This window comes from Sphingobium sp. OAS761 (assembly GCF_024168485.1).
Classification (GTDB): Bacteria; Pseudomonadota; Alphaproteobacteria; order Sphingomonadales; family Sphingomonadaceae; genus Sphingobium.
Map to the genome: position 1 here is coordinate 23,700 of NZ_JALJVY010000008.1, position 19,706 is coordinate 43,405.

A 19,706-nucleotide genomic window follows, 5' to 3' on the forward strand; every position below is an offset into this window, starting at 1 on the left:
ATTTCCGGCGCATACGGGCGTCAAGTGTCCTCTCCCGACTGCAGGGTGGGCCTGATCCTGCGGCCTTTCGTGAAAAGTGATGCTGCACTTGCGAAACAAATGGGTGGGCGGTAGCGTTGCCCACGCATGTCCGACATCAGCCTGACCCACATCTCGCCGATGGCCGCGCTGTCGCTCGCGGTAACGGTGGCGGCCGCCTTCCTGGTTCACTGGGCGCTCTATGCGATTGCGATCCGTGTCCTGCGGGCGCGCATGACGCCGGTCCTGCTGCCGCAGATATTTCACCCCACACGCTGGCTGGTCGTGCTCACCGCGCTTGGCGCCGGATTGCAACCGCTGGACATGGGGCCGAAGTTGGCGGCGCTCTGGTCGATAGGGTCCCAAATGCTGTTCGCATTGCTGACCGGATGGCTTGTTTTCGGCATTTTGCGAGCGATCAGGCAGATGATCGAACGCCATTCCAACCTGGATGTTGAGGATAATCTGAAGGCGCGGCGGCGCCACACCCGGGTACGCATACTCTATCGCATTTCCCAGAGCGTCGTCGCGGTGCTCGTGGCCGCGATGATCCTGATCGCCATTCCCGGCGTGCGCTCCATCGGCGTGACCCTGGCCGCATCGGCGGGACTGGTCGGCCTGGCGGTGGGCGCGGCGGCGCAACCGGCGCTCAAAAATCTGATCGCCGGCATCCAGATGGCCTTTTCCGAACCGATCCGCCTGGACGATGTGGTGATTGTCGAGGGCGAATGGGGGCGGATAGAGGATATCACCTTGACCTATGTCGTGGTTCGCATCTGGGACGACCGGCGCATGGTTGTGCCTGTGTCCTATTTTCTCGAAAAGCCGTTCCAGAACTGGACGACCAGAACATCCGATCTGCTGGGGACGGTGTTCTTCTACGTCGACCCGGCCGCCGATGTGGGGCGTATCCGGGACGCGTTCGTCAACGCGACCAAGGCCAATAGCCGCTGGGACGGCCGAGTCGCCATATTGCAGGTGACCGACCATCGCGCGGACGCACTGGAACTGCGCGGCCTGCTGTCGGCCCGCAACGCCGGGATAGCGTTCGACCTGCGTTGCGAGGTGCGCGAGGCGGTCATGGATTTCCTGCGCCTGGAAATGCCCGACGCGCTGGTGCGCAACCGTCAGCGGCTGGAGGCTGCCGGGGGCTTTGCTACCATGCCGTCTGGCGGGGCGGGATGAGCGCCATCATCCGTTCATAGACGCGGGGCTTTATCGGCTCCAGAAATTCCATGCCGATCCGTCCGTCCTCGACCCACCGGACCATGGCGGGATAATCCTTAAGCACCGGCAGCCATATCGTGGCGCGCTCTCCCATCAGCCATTCGCCATCGGTTCTGCACATCAGGCCGAGAATGGATATGTTGATGATGCGCACGCCATGGGTGTGCCCGCGCCCCGTGGCATGGCTGACCATGTCGACGAGATCGCGGGAGGCGCGTCGCTGTTCGATCGAAGGATCGCGGGATCGCATGACATGGCCAAGATTGGCGAAGACGGATGACATGGGCACAGCCTGCCCTGTGGTCCATCAACGATATGCTGCCAAACAGGGTAAATTTTGGAATAAGTCTCTTTGTGCTCAGGCAATGGCCAGCCCGTGCTTTTTCGCGCCGAAGCTGATCTTGTCGCCGGGTTTCAGCGTCGCCGCCGGATCGGTGACGACTTCGCCGTTCACGCGGATCGCGCCCTCCGTCAGCTTGCGGCGCACTTCCTTGTTGGAACTGGCAAAGCCCAGGCCGGTCGTGGCCTGCACCACCGTCAGCCCGTCTGTGCCCAGGCTGATCGTGGGCAGATTGGCGTCCGCCGCGCCTTCCTCGAACGTCCTGCGCGCGGTCTCGGCAGCGGCGGTCGCCGCCTCGTCGCCATGCGCCATGGCCGTGGCGGCGCGGGCGAGCTGTTTCTTCGCCTCGTTGATCTCCGCGCCCTCCAGCGCCTCCAGCCTTGCGATCTCGTCAAGCGGCAGGTCGGTAAAGAGACGCATGAAGCGGCCCACGTCCGCGTCCTGCGTATTCCGCCAGAACTGCCAATAATCATAAGGCGACAGCGCGTCGGCATTCAGCCAGACGGCACCCTTCGCGGTCTTGCCCATCTTGCCGCCGTCCGCCGTGGTGATCAGCGGCGATGTCAGGCCGAATACCTGCGTGCCGTCGACCCGACGCGACAATTCGATGCCGTTGACGATATTGCCCCACTGATCGGACCCGCCCATCTGGAGCCGGCAATCCACCCGCCGGGACAGCTCCAGAAAGTCATAGGCCTGAAGGATCATGTAGTTGAATTCTAGGAAGCTGAGTGACTGCTCGCGGTCGAGCCTCAGCTTTACGCTGTCGAAACTCAGCATCCGGTTGACCGAGAAATGCTGGCCGATGTCGCGCAGGAAGGGGATATATTCCAGCCTGTCCAGCCAATCGGCATTGTCGACCATGACGGCATCGGTCGGGCCGTCTCCGAACGTCAGGAAACGTTCGAACACGCGCTTGATGCTGGCGACATTCTCCCGGATCTTCTCCACGGTCATCAACGACCGGGCTTCGTCGCGCAGCGACGGATCGCCGATCTTTCCCGTGCCGCCGCCCATCAGAACGATCGGCTTGTGCCCCGCCTGCTGCATCCGCCGCAGCATCATGATCTGCACCAGACTGCCGACATGCAGCGAGGGCGCGGTCGGGTCGAAACCGATATAACCCGGCACGATCTCCCGCGCGGCAAGGGCGTCGAGCCCCTCCGCGTCGGTCAGTTGGTGGATGTAGCCGCGCGTGTCGAGCAGGCGCAGGAGGTCGGACTGATGGTTGCTCATGGCGCGCGCCTGTAGCATTGGGGCAGCGGCTGTAAAAGAGGCGGAGTTTCGCATCATGTTGGCAATCGGTCTCATGTCCGGCACCTCGCGCGACGGGATCGACGCGGCGCTCATCGAAACCGATGGCGACCGACGGGTCGAAGCGGTTGCCTTTCATGCCTTGTCTTATGACGATGGGTTTCGCACGCGGCTCGCCGAAGCCTGCGCGCGTGCGATGGCAATGGCAGCGCCCGGCTTCGAACCGCTGATCGGCGCCGTCGAAACCGAATTGACCGAACGCCATGTCGACGCGGTTGCCGACCTGCTCGGCCGCAGCGGGCATATCGCTGGTGACGTCGGCGTAATCGGTTTTCACGGCCACACGGTCGCCCACCGGCCCGAACGCGGCTGGACCTGGCAGATCGGCGACGCGGCTGCACTCGCTGGCGCGTTCGGCATCCCGGTCGTGGGCGACCTGCGCGGCGCCGACGTCATTGCGGGCGGGCAGGGCGCGCCGCTTCTGCCGGTCTATCACCGCGCGCTGGCCGTGGACCTGCCCAAGCCCGCAGCGGTACTGAACCTGGGCGGCGTCGCCAATATCACCTTCATCGGATCGGACGGTACGCTGATAGCCTTCGACACCGGCATGGCGAGCGGGCTCATCGACAACTGGATGTGGACGCATGGCGGACTGGCCTTTGACGAAGGGGGGGCGACGGCGGCGCGGGGGCGCCCGGACGAAGGGCGGCTGGCAACGATGATGGCTGATCCCTGGTTTGCCGCCCCTCCGCCCAAGAGCATCGACCGCGAGGCTTTCTCGATTGCGGCGACACAGGGCATGTCGCTGGAGGATGGCGCCGCGACGCTAACCGCTTTTACCGCCGCCGCCGTCGCGCGCGCCATCGACCATCTGCCGGAACGACCGACGCACATCCATGTCGCAGGTGGCGGACGGCATAACGCTGCGCTGATGGCGATGATCGCGGAGCGGACGGGTTTGGCGGTCGAGCCCGTCGACGGACTGGGCTGGAACGGCGACGCCATCGAGGCGCAGGGTTTCGCCTATATGGCCGTGCGGCACCTGAACGGATTGCCGATCAGCTTCCCCGGCACGACCGGCGTTCCGGCGCCGATGACGGGCGGGGTGTTGTTCCGGGCCTGACGGTCCGCCGCTGGCAGCCCGATTCTGACATTCAATATGGTTCGAGGCCAAGTCTCGCTCGAATGTCAAAATCAATCGACTAACGCTTGCGCGTCAGTTCGCGCATGGCGTCGTCCAGCCCCTCGATCGTCAGCGGATACATGCGGTCGTTGATCAACTGGCGGATGATGCCGGTCGACTGGCTGTATCCCCAATGCGCCTCCGGCGAAGGGTTTAGCCACACCGTCGCGGGATAGGTATGGGTCATGCGCTCAAGCCAGACGGCGCCCGCTTCCTCGTTCATATGTTCGACCGATCCGCCCGGGTGACTGATCTCATAGGGACTCATCGATGCGTCACCGACGAAGATCACCTTGTAATCGTGGCCATATTTATGGAGTATGTCCCAAGTGGGCATGCGTTCCGAAAATCGGCGGCGATTGTCCTTCCATACGCCTTCGTACAGGCAGTTGTGGAAATAGAAGAACTCCATATTCTTGAATTCGGTCGTGGCTGCGGAAAACAGTTCCTCGCATAGCTGGATGAACGGGTCCATGGATCCGCCTACGTCCAGGAACAGCAGCAGCTTGACCGCGTTGTGCCGTTCGGGTCGCATCCTGATGTCCAGCCAGCCCTGACGTGCCGTGCCGCGAATCGTCTCGTCCAGGTCCAGTTCGTCGGCCGCACCCTCCCGCGCGAAGCGGCGCAGGCGACGCAGCGCAACCTTGATATTGCGGGTGCCCAGTTCCCTGGCATTGTCCAGATTGGCGAATTCGCGCTTTTCCCATACCTTGATCGCGCGCTTGTGGCGGCTTTCCCCGCCGATCCGCACCCCTTCGGGATTGTAGCCGCCATGGCCGAAAGGCGAAGTGCCGCCCGTGCCGATCCATTTGTTGCCGCCCTGATGCCGGCCCTGCTGTTCCTCCAGCCGCTTCTTCAGCGTCTCCATGATTTCGTCCCAGTCGCCGAGTGACTTGATCTTCTCCATTTCCTCGGCGCTCAGGAATTTTTCGGCGACCAGGCGCAGCCATTCTTCCGGAATTTCCGCTTCCACGCCCTCGCTGTCGAGAACGCCCTTGAAGACCTTGGCAAAGACCTGATCGAACCGGTCCAGCAGCGCTTCGTCCTTCACGTAGGTTGCACGGGCGAGATAGTAGAAATCCTCCGGCCGTCGATCGATGGCGTCGCGGTCCAGCGCCTCCAACAGCAGCAGATGTTCCTTGATGCTGGCGGGAATGCCGGCGGCACGCAGGGCGTCGAGAAAGTTGAGCAGCATGATTTGCTCTTTCTCGGGCAGCGCGGGCGTCGACGCAAGGCCGACGGCACTACTGCTCGCAAAATCTTAATTGTTGCGTTGCATGGTTAATTCCGCACTATCCCGTCGGGGGAAAATCGGGGCGATGCGCTTGGAAAATCAAGATTTGATGGCTGATCTGGGTGAACGGTCCGGCGACATTGCCTTGCAATGCAGCGAAACGGCCGGATATCTTGCTCGCCTGAACAGGCGGATCCAGCAGGATTCTCACAGCCTTTCGCAACTGCAATCGAACATGGCAAGGCTGGTCGACAGGCAAGCGGAAAGCATGACGGCGGCGCGCGAACTCAGCGTCACCGCCGGTCGCGCCGGCGAAGTCATTGCCGACGGACACAAGACCATAGGGGTGTCGCTGGAACAGGTAGCCGGATTGGTCGAGCATGTGATTGGCCTTGAAGGCGAATTGCGCCATTTCCTTTCGATGATCGAAGCCGTGGGCGATGTGTCTGGCCAGCTGGCGGCGATCGCGCGCCAGACGCGCCTTCTGGGCATCAACGCCGCGATCGAAGCCGCGCGGGGCGGCGCCGCGACCCAGGGCTTTGCCGTGGTCGCGGATGAAATCCGCCGTCTGGCCGAACAGGCTGGCGAATCCGCCACCTCCGTGGGCGATGATCTGGGCCGTCTGGACCAGGATGCGCGCCGGCTGATCGGCGGGATGGAAGCCAATATCCTGCGCGGACGGGATGTCGGCACGCGGATCGATGCCCTGCGTCGTGCGCTGACCGACATGGCCGGCATGATGACTCAGTTCGGCGACCGTTCCGACACTATCGTCACCTGTATCCAGCAGGCCGAAGGCGATGTCGGCGCGTTGCGCGAAAATCTGACGCGTTTCAGCCAACGCGCGGCCGAGAGCGCGGTTCGCGTGGAGTCTGCCCGGGGTCAGCTGGACGGGCTTGAGGGCATGGCCAACGACATGCTGAACCGCGCGGCCCATGGCGGTGGCCACACGCGTAACAGTCGCTATATCGCGCTGGCGGAAGAGGGCGCGGACGAGGTTGCGCGGCTGGTCGAAGGCGCGCTGGCAGACGGGACGCTCGCCCTTGAGGCGCTGTTCGATACTGCATATCGGCCGATCGCGGGGTCCGATCCCATACAATATGAGAATGGCTTTACCGCTTTCGCCGATGCTCGCCTACGTCCGCTGCTCGACCGAAGAACCATGGAGGACGCTGCCATCGTCGGCTGCTGCCTCGTGGACATGAACGGCTATCTGCCCACGCATATCAGCGCGCGCAGCCGAACGCAGAGGTCGGGCGAGCGTGAATGGAACATGGAACATGCCCGCAACCGGCAGATATTCATGGACAGCCAGACCCGTCGCGCGCTGGACGAGGAGGGGGACTTCTTCCTGTTCACCTATCGGCAGGACCTGGGGGAGGGGCGCTATCGCGCCTTGCGCAGCGTATTCATGCCGCTTGTTTTCGGCGGGCGACGCTGGGGCGTCTATGAGGTCGGCTACCTGATCTGATCCGTCCGGCGGATGCCATGGATCAGGGAAACGAGCACGAAGCTGATGATCATCAGCAGATACCAGCTGCCCAGCTTGGAGACGGAGACCATGTGCCAGCCCTCACGCTGGTCGGGGTAGGTCCAGGCACGAGCGAAGGTGCCGATATTTTCCGCCATCCAGATGAACGATGCCACCAGGAAGAAGCCGACGAGCAATGGCATGCGACGCGAAGTGCGCCATGGCGTGAAGTGGACGGAGCATCGACCGAACAGCAGGATCGCTGCCAGGAACAGCACGTGGCGCATGTCGGGCAACCAGTGATGGGCAAAGAAGTTGATATAGATGGCCGCTGCCAGCAGCGCGGTCGCCGCGATCGGCGGATAATGGCTGAAACGGAAATCGAAGATCCGCCACACGCGCGCGATATAGCTGCCGACCGCCGCATACATGAAACCGGAAAATAGCGGGACGGCGCCGATATGGAGCATGCTCGGTCCCGGATAGATCCACGAACCGGCCTGTGTCTTGAACAATTCCATGATCGTGCCGACGATGTGGAAGGCGAGGATGACGACGGCTTCCCGCAGGGTTTCGAGACGCAAGGCGAGCATTGCGATCTGTATGCCCAGGGCGGCCAGCGTCAGGAAGTCGTAACGATGGATCGGCGCGTGGGTCGGGTAAAGGAAATGGGTGCCCAGCAGTAGGGCCAGCATCAGTCCGCCGAACAGGCAGGCCCAGCCCTGCTTGAAACCGAACAGCAGGAACTCGAAAACCCAGGCCCTGGGGCCTGGTGCGATGTCCAGTCGTTCCAGCCGAGCGCGGATACGCCCGAAACGGGTTGCACCGGTATCGACCTCAGCCATGCTAGTCGCCGGTCGCCGGCAGGCTCAGTGCGCTGTCGCCGCCAGTCGGCTGATCGTCATGGCCCCTTCGGCGGTGTAGGCTGCGCTGGCCTGCGCCCGTGCCGTCTGTGGGTCCTTTCCGTCCAGGATCGCAGCGATCTGGCGCGGGCTGGGCACCTGATCATATACGCCGTACAGATCGGTCCGGCCGACCATATGGATCGACAGCCGATAGCCCGACCGATTCGCCGACCGGTCGAATGCCAACAGGGTGCCGCTGTCGTCCACCGGCACGATGATCGGACCATCGGGCTGCCCGGCCCGCTGAAGCATGTCATAGCGCCCCTCGGCCGTTGTCACCGTGCCGCGGACGCACAGCGTGTCCTGGCCGTCGCGCGGGATGCGGATGTCGGCATCTACCGCACGATCGTCCTCGCCCGATCGGGTCAACCGCGCGTCGCCGGACGCGGCGGCCGGGCATGCCCCGAAACTGGTCGTCGTGACAGGTTGCAGCGAAGCCGGATCGTCGAAAGCGAGACCGTTCAGCATCCCGTCCAGCCCCGCGACCACATCCGTGCGGCGCTCCGTCGGGCCGGTCACGCGGATCTTCACGATCCAGCGGCCCGCATGAACAAAGCCCGCCGCAGTCGTCAGCGCACCATCCGCGGCATCGTCATAGACGGCACGGATCGCCGCGCCGGCCCGTCCGCCGGCCGCGACGCTGGCATAGGCCGTGCGCCGGGTCTTCGCGCCGAACCTCTCCATGACCGCCTTGTCGGTCATATAGGCCGCGAGCGATGCATCGGCATAGGTTGGCATATAGACGTACAGCGTCGCCTGAATGGCGCCGTCATCGGACAGATATTGTGCATAATTGTCGATTGCGCGACCGCCGTTCGATGCTTCGCCGCTGCGGCTGAGCGACAGGCCGGCAACCGTCTGTGGCAAAGCTACGCCAGCCGCCGGGGCACGGATCGCGGTTTCGGTCGGCATCCATGCACCGGCTTCGTCATCGGCGCTGGCCATCGACGGCAGCATGGCAAGACCAAGAACGGCCGACCACAGGAACAACAGGCGCTTTGGCTTGGGCATGCCTCTCTCCACATCCAGACCGTCTTGGCGCGGCCTTGAACTATCGGAGAAACGCTACATGGAATGCGGGGCCGCGCAAGCGCCTTTTCAGGCGACAGGCGGAATTTGCGCCGGATAGTGCGGCAGGTCGGGGTCATGACAGGCCCATGATGGCGCGGCCCGGGTCCAGATGACCGCCTGCGGGCCGATCAGCGACGGATCGTCCAGTGCACCCGCCCGGATGAAGGTCAGGTGCGGGCGCGATTCGGCGAGGCTGAACAGTGGAGTGCCGCAGGCGGGGCAAAAGCCGCGCTTCATTGCGTTGCCGCTGTCGGCGACGCTGTCGTGCCAGCGCACCTCGCCCGTCGTCGCGACCTTGTCGGTCGCGAAGCAGACATTGACCGTCCCCGATCCTCCGCCCAGATATTGGCAAAGGCGACACCAGCATTGCCGCGCGGCCATGGGCTCCGCGTCGATCGAGATGCGCACCGCGCCGCACAGGCATCCGGCTTCATGGGTCATCGGGGAAACTCCTTGCGCAATCCCTTGTCCGGGAACTTTACCGCCCTTGCCGCCGCGCCATGAAGGCCAGGCGTTCGAACATCATGATATCCTGCTCATTCTTGAGCAGTGCGCCGTGCAGCGGAGGGATCGCCTTGGTCGGATCGCTGTTCTGGAGAATGTCGAGCGGCATGTCTTCGTTCAGCAGCAGCTTCAGCCAGTCGAGCAATTCGCTGGTCGAAGGCTTTTTCTTCAGCCCCGGCACCTCGCGTATGTCGTAGAAAATCTCCATCGCGCGCGACACCAGTATCTTCTGGATGCCGGGGAAATGCACCTCGACGATCCGCTCCATCGTCTCGCGGTCGGGAAACTTGATATAGTGGAAGAAACAGCGGCGCAGGAAGGCGTCGGGCAGTTCCTTCTCGTTGTTGGAGGTGATGACCACGACCGGCCGGTCCGCCGCTGCGACCGTTTCTCCAGTCTCGTAGACATGGAAGGCCATGCGGTCGAGTTCCTGGAGCAGGTCGTTGGGAAATTCTATGTCAGCCTTGTCGATCTCGTCGATCAGCAGCACGGGCAGCTTCGGGCTGGTGAACGCCTCCCACAGCTTGCCCTTGCGGATATAGTTTGAAATATCGTGCACGCGCGGGTCGCCCAGTTGCCCGTCGCGCAGGCGGGCCACGGCGTCATATTCGTAAAGGCCCTGATGCGCCTTGGTCGTGGACTTGACGTTCCATTCGATCAGCGGCGCATCCAGCGCCTTGGCGATTTCCTGCGCCAGAACGGTCTTGCCGGTGCCTGGCTCTCCCTTCACCAGCAGGGGGCGGCGCAGCAGGACGGCGGCGTTGACAGCGACCTTCAGGTCATCGGTGGCGACGTAATCCCGGGTGCCTTCGAAGCGCATATGCATTCCATCCGTTGCTGCAATGCCGGACGGTTAGGCAATAAGCGGTTGCGGCGCAACCGGGGGAACCGCTCAGGCGATCACATTGGTGTCCACCGCATAGCCCTGATAGATACCGCCGTTCAGATATTGGACCACCGGATCGCTGGTGACGTCGGGATGCAGCGCCAGATAGCCGCTGGTATCGAAAGCCGCCGACACGTCGCGTCCTTCCTTCCAGCCATAATCGTGGAAATGCTGGAGCGGGTTGATCCCGGCGGCCGCCACGTCGCGATTATGGTCGAGATAGTAGCTCGTATCGAACAGGCTGTTGGGATCGCGTCCTTCCTTCCAGCCATAGGTCATATAATGGGTGAAGGCATTGACCCCGGCCGCGGCGACGTCCGCGTTTCGGAACAGATAATATTCCGCGTCGAAGCCGACGCTGTTCAGCGTCCCGATAGCGTCGTGCACGGCGCGGCCTTCCATTGCGCCATAGAGCAGATAATGGGTCAACGGGTTGATGCCCGCCGCAGCGACGTCGGGATTCTGGATCAGGTAAAGTTTCGTATCGAATCCCGCGCCCGGATCGCGCCCTTCCTTCCAGCCGAAACTGGCATAATGGGTCAACGGATTGATGCCGGCCGTCGCGATGTCCCTGTAATAGGCCAGATAGGCACTGGTATCGAACAGGGCGTTGGGATCGCGCCCTTCCTTCCAGCCGTAGATATTAAAATGATCGTCGGCGCTTATGCCGCTGGCCGCGACGCCGGGATAGCGCGCGTAATAATAGGCGTCGTCGATGAGCGGTGTCGGGTCGGAAAGGTGAAGCGTGACCAGCCGGTCGGAAAAGCGTATCTGTTCGATATTGGTCAGCCGGTCGGTCCCGTCCGGTCCCGTAACGATGGCCTGCCCGGCCGAAAAGGTGACGGTCGCGAGCGCGGAGGCGAAGTCATATTCGACCGTGTCCAGTCCGCTCAGGCCGTCGAACCGGTCATCCCCCGGCGTGCCCGAAAAGCTTTGGTTGCCCGCGCCCCCCGTCAGCGTCAGTCCGCTCGTGCCCAGGCCGACGATGTGGGCGACGCCCGTCACGGTCGCGGATTGCGATACGAACAGCATGTCGCCGTCGACGATGTCGATCTTGACATTCTGGCTGGTCGGCTGGAGCGTTACGGTCACGGCACCGGCCGAAGCGCCGTCGGGATTGAACCGGAAGGTCCAGTCTGACAGACCCGTGATGTCCAGCGCATAGCCGCCGCTGGCCGTCGTCAGTGCGCTGGCCGCGCCAGCAAGGACGGAGGTACCGGCGCTTCCTTCGCCCGGCGAATAGAAATCATTGCCGTCCAGATCGGCATACACGACGCCAAGCAGGAACTGATGGCCGCGCGTGGCGAAATCCTGTGTCGTGACCTGTGGGCCGACGCGCGTGCTGCCGTCCGTTTCTGGTGTCACGCCGACGCCGACCTCGGTCCAGCTCGCATTCATGATGTTGTTGCGATGCCCCGGCGGCGATTGCATGCCGTCCGGCGCGTCGCCCCCCCAGTCCACCATGAAACCGGCATGGCCGTAGAGCGGGTCGTAGCTGTAGGCGTAGACATTCTCGCCATAGCCGCGCCATCCGGTATAGCCGGCCGCTTCGATGCGGCCGCCCACGTCCAGTTCGCCGGGCGCCTGATGGGTCTGTATGTCGTTGGCGATCATGACCGCGTTGTGGCTGTGCGCCGCCTGACCCAGCGCATCGCTCCAGGCGACGGGCTGAACGGCGGTCAGCGCGTCGAACGCGGCCTTCAGCGCGCTGCCCGAAACGCCGAAATAGGACAGCGCCCGATCAATATTTATGTCCGATGACCGCAATGGGTCGTAGGAACTAATATAACGCTCCGCCGCCATTTGCGGATTGAGACGCGTCTCGTTGATCAGTTCTAGATAAAGCTGTTCCAGGTCCGAAGGGCCACTCATCGTCCGGTCACGCCTCGCATTGCTTCGACATGGGACAAGGCTATCGCCGACGGGCTATTCCGGCAATGCGAATTTACTTCGGTTTTAGAAATATATGGCTGTTCTTATTCCGATTTGGCGCGAACGTCGGCGCGGGCGGCGAGCAGGTCCCACAGGCCGCGATGCTGGTTCAGCAATTGCCGCGCGCCGAACTGGATTGCTCGGTCGACATGGTCGTCGCCGCCGATTGCCCGCGCGACGTCCAGTGTCGAGGCGCGATCGGGAAGGGTACATGCATGGGGTTCGATCCCGGTACGGATCGCGGCCATGTCGAGCACATGGCGTATCGCACGCCAGTCGAGCACCAGCGCCATAGCGGCGCCCATGGCGCAGCCGCGCCGGTCGGATTGGGCCAGCATGTCGAGCGCGTGCCGCTGCTGGTTCACGATGGTCTCGCAATCGGCCTGGCCCGCCGTGCTCGGTGCGGGGCCTGCGGCGACCGTGACCTGGGTCAGATAGGCCCGCTCGCTGGCAAAGGCGTCCGCCGCCTCGATCAGCCATTCGCGCGCGGCATTGTCAGCCGACCGGGTCGCGGCGTGATCGATGACACCGGGGTGGCGGCCATGCAGCAGGCAAAGATAATTGGCCGCGTCGGCCAGATCTGGCAGCGACAACAGTGAGTCGCGGGTCAACGCCGTGCGGGCGCGATTGGCGTAGGCGTGGGCCGCCGAACCGTCGGCCGCAACCAATGCCTCCAATATCCGCGCGATATCGCCGAATTGATAGCGGGGGGCCGCTTCGCTCATGCTCAAATCCCTGTGATGCCTGCGCGCGTCAGCAGGACCTGGAAGCGACGATAATCAGGTGCGGTAAAGGAGCGGTTTACGCCGTCGAAAAAAGATCGGCCTTTGACACAGGGGCCAGAGCCCAAGCGCGGGGCGACCGAAACCGTGCCGACTGGGCGGCCTGAGCCGGGGGCGGTTAGCCGCAAGGCAAAGTGGCACTAAAGGGCACCGAACCGACCCCGGCGACGTGACGCCGGGGCCGTTTCGGCGGACGATCCTACTGGTCGAGGAAACTGCGCATCTTGCGGCTGCGGCTGGGGTGCTTCAGCTTGCGCAACGCCTTCGCCTCGATCTGGCGGATGCGTTCGCGGGTCACGCTGAACTGCTGGCCCACTTCCTCCAGCGTATGGTCGGTGTTCATGCCGATGCCGAAGCGCATGCGCAGCACGCGCTCCTCGCGTGGGGTCAGGCTGGCAAGGACGCGGGTAACCGTTTCCTTGAGGTTTGCCTGAATCGCTGCGTCCACCGGTATGATGGCGTTCTTGTCCTCGATGAAGTCGCCCAGATGGCTGTCTTCCTCGTCGCCGATCGGCGTTTCGAGGGAGATCGGCTCCTTGGCGATCTTCATCACCTTGCGGACCTTCTCCAGCGGCATCGACAGGCGTTCGGCCATTTCCTCGGGAGTCGGTTCGCGGCCCTGCTCGTGCAGGAACTGGCGGCTCGTGCGCACCAGCTTGTTGATCGTCTCGATCATGTGGACGGGGATACGAATGGTCCGCGCCTGATCCGCGATCGACCGTGTGATCGCCTGCCTGATCCACCACGTCGCGTAGGTGCTGAACTTGTAGCCGCGGCGATATTCGAATTTATCGACCGCCTTCATCAGGCCGATATTACCTTCCTGAATAAGATCAAGGAATTGAAGGCCACGGTTCGTATATTTTTTAGCGATGGAGATGACGAGGCGCAGGTTGGCCTCGACCATTTCCTTCTTGGCGATACGCGCTTCGCGCTCGCCCTTCTGCACCATGTTGACGATGCGGCGGAACTCGCTCAGCGACATGCCGGTGGCCTGCGCTATCTCGCTCACCTCGTTGCGGATGCGATCGACGGACCGGGCCTCGGCGGCGGCGAAGGCGGCCCATTTCTTGTCCAGGCCCTGCACCTTGTCCAGCCAGCCGTCGTCCAGTTCCGCACCGACATACCGGTCCAGGAAATCCTTGCGGCTGACCTTGTGCCGCTCCGCCAGGCGCAGCATCTGTCCGCCCAGCGCGGTCAGGCGCCGGTTATAGGCATAGAGCTGATCGACCAGATATTCGATCTTCTGCTGGTGGAACTGGACGCTTTCGACCTCGGCGGTCAGGCTTTCGCGCAGCGCCTGATAGTCGTCCTCATCCTTTTGTCGCAGTGTCTCGCCGTTGGCCATGGCCAGCATTCGCGATTCCTGCGCCCTGGAAAATGTGCGGAAGATGTCGGTGATGGTCGCGAACTTCTCCAGCGCCATCGGCTTGAGCGTTTCTTCCATCTGGGCGAGCGACAGGGTGTTGTCTTCCTCGTCCTCTTCCTCCGTGCGCCGCGCGCGGCGTTCGGTCAGGCCGTCTTCGTCCTCGTCGGCGTCCGCGGATTCCTCCTCGGGTTCTTCCTCTTCCTTGAAGCTTGGCCCGGCAGTCTTTTCGCTGATCTCTCCGTCGTCGTCCTCGGCGCCTTCCTCCAGGCTTTCGGGCGCCGGGTCCTTCGACAGCATGGCGTCCAGATCGAGGATCTCGCGCAGCTGCATCTCGCCATTGTTGAGCGCGGTCGACCATTCGATGATCGCGTTGAACGTCGTGGGGCTCTCGCACAGGCCCAGGATCATCGTGTCGCGCCCGGCCTCGATCCGTTTGGCGATGGCGATCTCGCCCTCGCGGCTCAGCAGTTCGACAGCGCCCATCTCGCGCAGATACATGCGCACCGGATCGTCGGTGCGGTCGACGGTTTCTTTCTTCTTTTCGGTAACCAGCTTGGGCCCGCCGTCGTCTTCGGCGGAATCGTCCTCGGCGTCGTCGGCCTCTTCGCGTTCGCGCTGCTCGTCGGCATCTTCCGACGCCTCTTCATTCTCGACGATGTTGACGCCCATCTCGTTGAGCGCAGACATGATGTCCTCGATCTGCTCGGAAGACATCTGGTCCTGCGGCAGTGCGTCGTTCAGCTCGTCATAGGTGATGTAGCCGCGCTTCTTGGCGCGCGCGATCAGCTTCTTGACCGATGCCTCGTTGAGGTCGAGCAGGGGGGCGTCTCCACCATCCTCGCCTTCACCCGCACCATTATTCTTGCTGTTCGCCTTGGTCGCCATCTATTCGCCTTAACTTCGTCGCCGCACGCGGGGCGATTACAAATCAAATACCGTCCTGCGGCTGGGTGAGTTCCGCGAGCCGGTGGTCGTGGTCAGCCTTCAACGCGCGGATGCGCTGCTGTTCGGCGAAATTGGCCTCGCTGAACTCGATCTCGAACCGCCTCGTCGCCTCCGCCAGCGCAATTTCCAACTCCGGTCCCTGCACCATCACCCGAATGGCCTCCTCCAGATCGCGCGCAACGCGATCGGGGTCGGCGGTCATCCTTTTGGGGGTGAGTGTGAACGTGTCGGCCCGGAGCATCCCCTTGGCCATATTATACACTTCACCTTGCTCCAATATGGTAAGGAGGGTGTCCGTTTCAACAGTTTCTTTGCTGAATGACGCACGAACCATCGCGTTCGTGATTCGAGCGAGCGTCGGGTCGGCGATCCGCAGCGCCGCCAGCATCTCGCGATGGGGACGAATCTGTTCGGGATGGCGGATCAGGCTGGCCAGGATCGCGCGCAACAGGCGCTGTTCCAAACCGGTCACGCCGATCGCCCGGACCTCCGTTCCCGCCGGCGGCAGGGGCGGCTTCCAGTTGCCGCGCCGGTCGCGCTGCCAGCGGCCGCCGTCCGGCCCGCCCCGCCGCTGCCCGGGCGGGGAAGGCGATTCTCGCCGGGCGAAGAACAGCGCGTCATATCGCTCGCGAAACTCATGGGCATAATGCATCCGGACATCGGGATGCTGGATCGCGTCGGTGACGGCGCGCAGTCTTTGCTTGAGCGCGGCCTTCTGTTCGGGCGTGTCGAGCGGCGCGACGGTCAGTTCATGATGCCAAAGCCGTTCGATCAGAGGCTGTGCCGCGTCCAGCACCGCTTCCATTGCGGCGGCGCCGCTGGCGCGGATCAGGTCGTCGGGGTCCTGTCCTGCGGGAAGGACGGCGAAGTTCAGGCTCCGGCCGGGATGGAGCAGGGGCAGGGCCCGTGTGGCGGCGCGGATCGCCGCCTTCTGCCCGGCGGCGTCGCCATCGAAACAGAGGATAGGAACGTCCACCATCTTCCACAGGCGCTCGATCTGATGTTCGGTCAGCGCGGTGCCGAGCGGCGCGACCGCTTCGCCGAAGCCCGCCTGGGCCAGCGCGATCACGTCCATATAGCCTTCGACCACGATGACGCGGCCCGTCTGGCGGCTGGCGGGGGAGGCGCGGTCGATATTGTAGAGCGTGCGCCCCTTGTCGAACAGGGGGGTGTCCGGCGAATTGAGATATTTGGGCTCCCCCGCGCCCAATATGCGCCCGCCAAAGGCGATCGTGCGTCCGCGAATGTCGCGGATCGGCAGCATCAGCCGGCCACGAAAGCGGTCGTAGGTTTCGCGCTTCCTGGTTTTCCCGTCATCCGGCTCGGCCCCGTCCGGGTCGATCAGCAGCCCGGCCTCGACCAGCATCGGTTCGCCATAATCCTTCAGGGCGCTTTTCAGGCGTCCTCGTCCATCGGGTGAATAGCCGAAGCCGAACGCCAGCGCCGTCGCCGCGCCGATCCCCCGCTTTTGCAGATAGGCGCGCGCCTCGGCGCCTTCGATTCCGGCCATCTGCGCGACGAAGAAATCCTGCGCCGCCGCCATGACGTCATGCAGGCCCCGGGCCTGTTCCGCGCGCTTGGCGGCGCGCGGATCGGCGGCCGGCACCTCCATGCCCGCGCTTGCCGCCAGTTCCTTCACCGCCTCCATGAAGGGCAGGCCGCGTTGGTCGGTCATCCAGCGGATCGCATCGCCATGCGCGCCGCAGCCGAAGCAATGATAGAAACCCTTTTCGTCGTTGATCGTGAAGCTGGGCGTCTTTTCGTTGTGGAACGGGCAGCACGCCTTGTACTCGCGCCCGGCCTTCTGCACCTTCACGCTCTTTCCGATGAGGGTGGAAAGCGTGGTCCGCGCACGCAATTCGTCCAGCCATTGCGGGGTGAGGGTCATGACGTCTCGCGCCAGTGGCTTCCCTCCCGCATGCGGGAGGGGTTGGTGGAGGGCATATCAGCAATCACCCGTTCGATTTCTCCAACCACACCGTCGATATTGTTCAGGACGTCATTGTTCCAAAACCGGATCACGCGAAAGCCTTGTGTCTCGATATAGCGCGTTGGGTCCGCATCGACGCCCATATCATGTTGGAGCCCGTGGACTTCGATCACCGATCCGATGGATCGGGCCGCCAAATCGCAGATGAAGGGGTCGATCGGTAGCTGACGGTTGAAGCGACGACCGGAAATCTTGCGGGCGCCGATGGCTCGCCACAGGGAATGTTCCGCCCCCGCGGCGTTGCTACGCAACGCGCGTGCATTTGCGGTGGGGCGGGCGTAGCCTTGATCCATCGGCTCAGAACATGCCCTCCCCTGACCCCTCCCGCAAGCAGGAGGGGACTGGTGCAAGTAGGTCAGTTGAGCGCCGCTTTCACCAGCCCGCTGGCCTTGCTCATGTCGATGACGCTGCCATGCCGTTCCTTCAGCACCGCCATGACCTTGCCCATATCCTTGACGCTCGTCGCGCCGATCTCGGCCTTGATGCCCTCGATCGCGGCCTTCGTCTCGTCCTCGCTCATCTGCGCGGGCAGGAAGCCTTCTATCACGTCCATTTCGGCCTGTTCCTTCGCCGCCAGCTCGTCGCGGCCGCCGTTCCTGAACATGTCGATCGATTCGCGGCGCTGCTTCACCATCTTCTGGAGCACCTCGACCACCACGGCGTCGTCGTCGGGCACGGTGGACGCCGTGCGCAGCTCGATGTCGCGGTCCTTCAGCTTCGCCAGGATCAGGCGTACCGCGGCCAGCCTTTCCTTGTCTCCGGCCTTCATGGCGGCGACCTGGGCGCTCTTGATGGTATCGCGAATCATGGCGAATGAATCCTGTCTCTCGGGAAAGAAGCAGATATAACGCCAAAAGAGATTTTTAACAGCCGTTGACCTTGCGGCGCGCCGGGCATAGGTGACCGGCCGTTTAACCCGCTCCAGACGGGTTCCCGCAAAAGCATAAGAAGGACCGCTGCCCATGGCTGACGCCAAGACCCTTACCGTGCCCAAAGGCGCCACCGCGGTACTGGTTTTCGCCGACGGCAGCGCGGTGTTCGGCCGGGGCTTCGGCGCGGTGGGCGACGCGGTGGGCGAACTCTGCTTCAACACGTCGATCACCGGCTATCAGGAGATCATGACCGATCCCAGCTACGCCGGGCAGATCATCAATTTCACCTTTCCCCATATCGGCAATGTCGGCACCAACCTGGACGATGTGGAGGCCGCGCACCCCTATGCGCTGGGCTGCGTCGTCCGGCAGGACGTGACCGCGCCCAGTAATTTCCGCAATGTCGAACCTTTCGATCAATGGATGCGCGCGCGCGGGCGCATCGGCCTGGCGGGCGTGGACACGCGCGCGCTGACCCGGATGATCCGCGAAAAGGGCGCGCCCAATGTCGTGATCGCCCATGAACCCGACGGGCATTTCGATCTGGCCGCGCTGGCGGCCAAGGCCGCCGCCTGGCCGGGGCTGGAGGGCATGGACCTCGCCATCGAGGTGACGGGCAGGGAAACGCGGCTGTGGAAGGATGGCGGGTGGAGCCTGAAGGGCGGCTATGACATCGACGCCACCGACCGCATCGAAACGGTCGCGGCCGGCTATCCCGCGATCGGCGAGGATGGCGAGCCGCTGTTGTTCGACGAGGCTGACGTGCCGACCCCGGCGCCGCGCCCCCATGTCGTCGCCATCGACTATGGCGCAAAGAACAATATCTTCCGCAATCTGGTGAAGGCCGGCGCGCGCGTCACCGTGCTGCCCGCGACCGCGACGTTCGAACAGGTGATGGAGCTGAAGCCGGACGGCGTGTTCCTCTCCAACGGCCCCGGCGATCCGGCCGCGACGGGAGCCTATGCCGTGCCCGTCATCGCCGCGCTGCTGACCGAGAATGTGCCGATCTTCGGCATTTGCCTGGGCCATCAGTTGCTGGGCCTCGCGGTCGGCGCCAGGACGATCAAGATGCATCAGGGGCACAGAGGCGCGAACCATCCGGTCAAGCGCCTGTCGGACGGGCTGGTCGAAATCACCAGCATGAACCATGGCTTCGCGGTCGACGCCGACACGCTGCCCGACAATGTGCGCGCCACCCATGTGTCGCTGTTCGACGGCAGCAATTGCGGCATCGAACTGACGGACAGGAACGCCTTTTCGGTGCAGTACCACCCCGAAGCCTCGCCGGGGCCGCAGGACAGCTTCTACCTGTTCCAGCGGTTCGTGGAGAGTCTCAAAGGGCCTGTCGCGGCGTGAGTCAGAACCTCCCCTCTGTCGATGAAGCGCGCCTCGCCGCCGAGTGGGAGGCGGATCGTGAAGTCCTCGCCAATCTCGCCGCCAATGGCGATGTAGCGTGCATCGCGCGGCCGGTGGACGTCAGCTTCCGGGGCAGCGAACAGGATCTCGAACGCGTCCTGACCATCGCCAGCCAGTTCGGCATGGTCGAACTGGACCGGGAAGAAGATGAGGAGGGCGACCTGTTCCTGTTCCTCGAATGCGTGCAGCCCGTCGACGAAGCCTCGATCCGCGCGCTGACGAAGAAATGCCTCCAGATCGAAATCCTCTGCGGCGTCGAATATGACGGCTGGGGGTGTGAGGCTCGGACGGGGGGCGTGCATTGAGC

General features: G+C 63.5%; 18 protein-coding genes. 5 read left to right on the plus strand and 13 right to left on the minus strand.

All coding sequences use genetic code 11. The annotated features are described in order from the left end of the window. The first annotated feature begins 126 nt into the window (after window positions 1-126). Window positions 127-1,203 (plus strand): mechanosensitive ion channel family protein, encoded by a 1,077-nt coding sequence (locus tag J3E64_RS11840; RefSeq protein WP_253343083.1) that lies wholly within the window; start codon window positions 127-129, stop codon window positions 1,201-1,203. On the opposite strand, the gene J3E64_RS11845 is transcribed toward J3E64_RS11840, so the two are convergent. Together J3E64_RS11845 and tyrS are read right to left on the minus strand one after the other, a co-directional pair. Then, window positions 1,175-1,528, minus strand: coding sequence for a PilZ domain-containing protein (locus J3E64_RS11845; protein WP_253343085.1), 354 nt, complete (start codon window positions 1,526-1,528; stop codon window positions 1,175-1,177). The two genes, J3E64_RS11840 and J3E64_RS11845, sit on opposite strands and share 29 nt — an antisense overlap. A gap of 75 nt (window positions 1,529-1,603) precedes the next feature. Then, the gene (gene tyrS, locus J3E64_RS11850; protein WP_253343087.1) at window positions 1,604-2,821 is read right to left on the minus strand and encodes a tyrosine--tRNA ligase; all 1,218 of its coding nucleotides are present in this window, start codon (window positions 2,819-2,821) and stop codon (window positions 1,604-1,606) included. A gap of 55 nt (window positions 2,822-2,876) precedes the next feature. Here tyrS and J3E64_RS11855 point away from each other — a divergent pair, with 55 nt between their 5' ends. Continuing rightward, the gene (locus J3E64_RS11855; protein WP_253343089.1) at window positions 2,877-3,962 is read left to right on the plus strand and encodes an anhydro-N-acetylmuramic acid kinase; all 1,086 of its coding nucleotides are present in this window, start codon (window positions 2,877-2,879) and stop codon (window positions 3,960-3,962) included. 79 nt (window positions 3,963-4,041) lie between these two features. On the opposite strand, the gene J3E64_RS11860 is transcribed toward J3E64_RS11855, so the two are convergent. Next, window positions 4,042-5,217 carry a VWA domain-containing protein gene (locus tag J3E64_RS11860; RefSeq protein ID WP_253343091.1) on the minus strand — a complete coding sequence of 392 codons (1,176 nt, stop codon included), beginning with the start codon at window positions 5,215-5,217 and terminating at the stop codon, window positions 4,042-4,044. Window positions 5,218-5,365: 148 nt separating this feature from the next. Here J3E64_RS11860 and J3E64_RS11865 point away from each other — a divergent pair, with 148 nt between their 5' ends. Continuing rightward, window positions 5,366-6,727 (plus strand): methyl-accepting chemotaxis protein, encoded by a 1,362-nt coding sequence (locus J3E64_RS11865; RefSeq protein ID WP_253343093.1) that lies wholly within the window; start codon window positions 5,366-5,368, stop codon window positions 6,725-6,727. Here J3E64_RS11865 and J3E64_RS11870 read toward each other — a convergent pair. The 10 genes from J3E64_RS11870 to J3E64_RS11915 all read right to left on the minus strand — a co-directional run bounded on the left by J3E64_RS11870 (window position 6,715) and on the right by J3E64_RS11915 (window position 17,919). Then, a complete protein-coding gene (locus J3E64_RS11870; RefSeq protein WP_253343095.1) occupies window positions 6,715-7,572 on the minus strand; it encodes a DUF817 domain-containing protein in 858 nt (285 codons plus the stop codon). The genes J3E64_RS11865 and J3E64_RS11870 overlap by 13 nt on opposite strands. Before the next feature lie 24 nt (window positions 7,573-7,596). Further along, on the minus strand, window positions 7,597-8,643 hold the full coding sequence (locus tag J3E64_RS11875) for a hypothetical protein (protein WP_253343097.1): 1,047 nt from the start codon (window positions 8,641-8,643) through the stop codon (window positions 7,597-7,599). An 87-nt stretch (window positions 8,644-8,730) separates the two neighbouring features. Further along, window positions 8,731-9,144, minus strand: coding sequence for a GFA family protein (locus tag J3E64_RS11880; protein WP_253343099.1), 414 nt, complete (start codon window positions 9,142-9,144; stop codon window positions 8,731-8,733). Window positions 9,145-9,181: 37 nt separating this feature from the next. After that, a complete protein-coding gene (locus tag J3E64_RS11885) occupies window positions 9,182-10,027 on the minus strand; it encodes a MoxR family ATPase (protein ID WP_253343101.1) in 846 nt (281 codons plus the stop codon). A 72-nt stretch (window positions 10,028-10,099) separates the two neighbouring features. Further along, window positions 10,100-11,965: a CAP domain-containing protein gene (locus tag J3E64_RS11890; protein ID WP_253343103.1), complete on the minus strand. Its 1,866-nt coding sequence runs from the start codon at window positions 11,963-11,965 to the stop codon at window positions 10,100-10,102. A gap of 104 nt (window positions 11,966-12,069) precedes the next feature. Further along, on the minus strand, window positions 12,070-12,750 hold the full coding sequence (locus tag J3E64_RS11895) for a hypothetical protein (protein WP_253343105.1): 681 nt from the start codon (window positions 12,748-12,750) through the stop codon (window positions 12,070-12,072). Window positions 12,751-13,006: 256 nt separating this feature from the next. Beyond that, on the minus strand, window positions 13,007-15,061 hold the full coding sequence (gene rpoD / locus J3E64_RS11900) for an RNA polymerase sigma factor RpoD (RefSeq protein ID WP_253343107.1): 2,055 nt from the start codon (window positions 15,059-15,061) through the stop codon (window positions 13,007-13,009). Window positions 15,062-15,104: 43 nt separating this feature from the next. After that, entirely contained in the window at window positions 15,105-17,009 is a 1,905-nt protein-coding gene (dnaG, locus tag J3E64_RS11905) for a DNA primase (RefSeq protein WP_253343109.1), read from the minus strand. Beyond that, the gene (locus tag J3E64_RS11910) at window positions 17,006-17,404 is read right to left on the minus strand and encodes a DUF559 domain-containing protein (RefSeq protein WP_253343111.1); all 399 of its coding nucleotides are present in this window, start codon (window positions 17,402-17,404) and stop codon (window positions 17,006-17,008) included. The genes dnaG and J3E64_RS11910 overlap by 4 nt, the downstream gene beginning before the upstream one ends. A gap of 62 nt (window positions 17,405-17,466) precedes the next feature. Next, window positions 17,467-17,919 carry a GatB/YqeY domain-containing protein gene (locus J3E64_RS11915; RefSeq protein WP_253343112.1) on the minus strand — a complete coding sequence of 151 codons (453 nt, stop codon included), beginning with the start codon at window positions 17,917-17,919 and terminating at the stop codon, window positions 17,467-17,469. 154 nt (window positions 17,920-18,073) lie between these two features. Between J3E64_RS11915 and carA the strand changes: the two genes are divergently transcribed. Next, window positions 18,074-19,339: a glutamine-hydrolyzing carbamoyl-phosphate synthase small subunit gene (gene carA / locus J3E64_RS11920; protein ID WP_253343114.1), complete on the plus strand. Its 1,266-nt coding sequence runs from the start codon at window positions 18,074-18,076 to the stop codon at window positions 19,337-19,339. Continuing rightward, the gene (locus tag J3E64_RS11925; RefSeq protein ID WP_253343116.1) at window positions 19,336-19,704 is read left to right on the plus strand and encodes a ribonuclease E inhibitor RraB; all 369 of its coding nucleotides are present in this window, start codon (window positions 19,336-19,338) and stop codon (window positions 19,702-19,704) included. The genes carA and J3E64_RS11925 overlap by 4 nt, the downstream gene beginning before the upstream one ends. The last annotated feature ends 2 nt before the right edge of the window (window positions 19,705-19,706 follow it).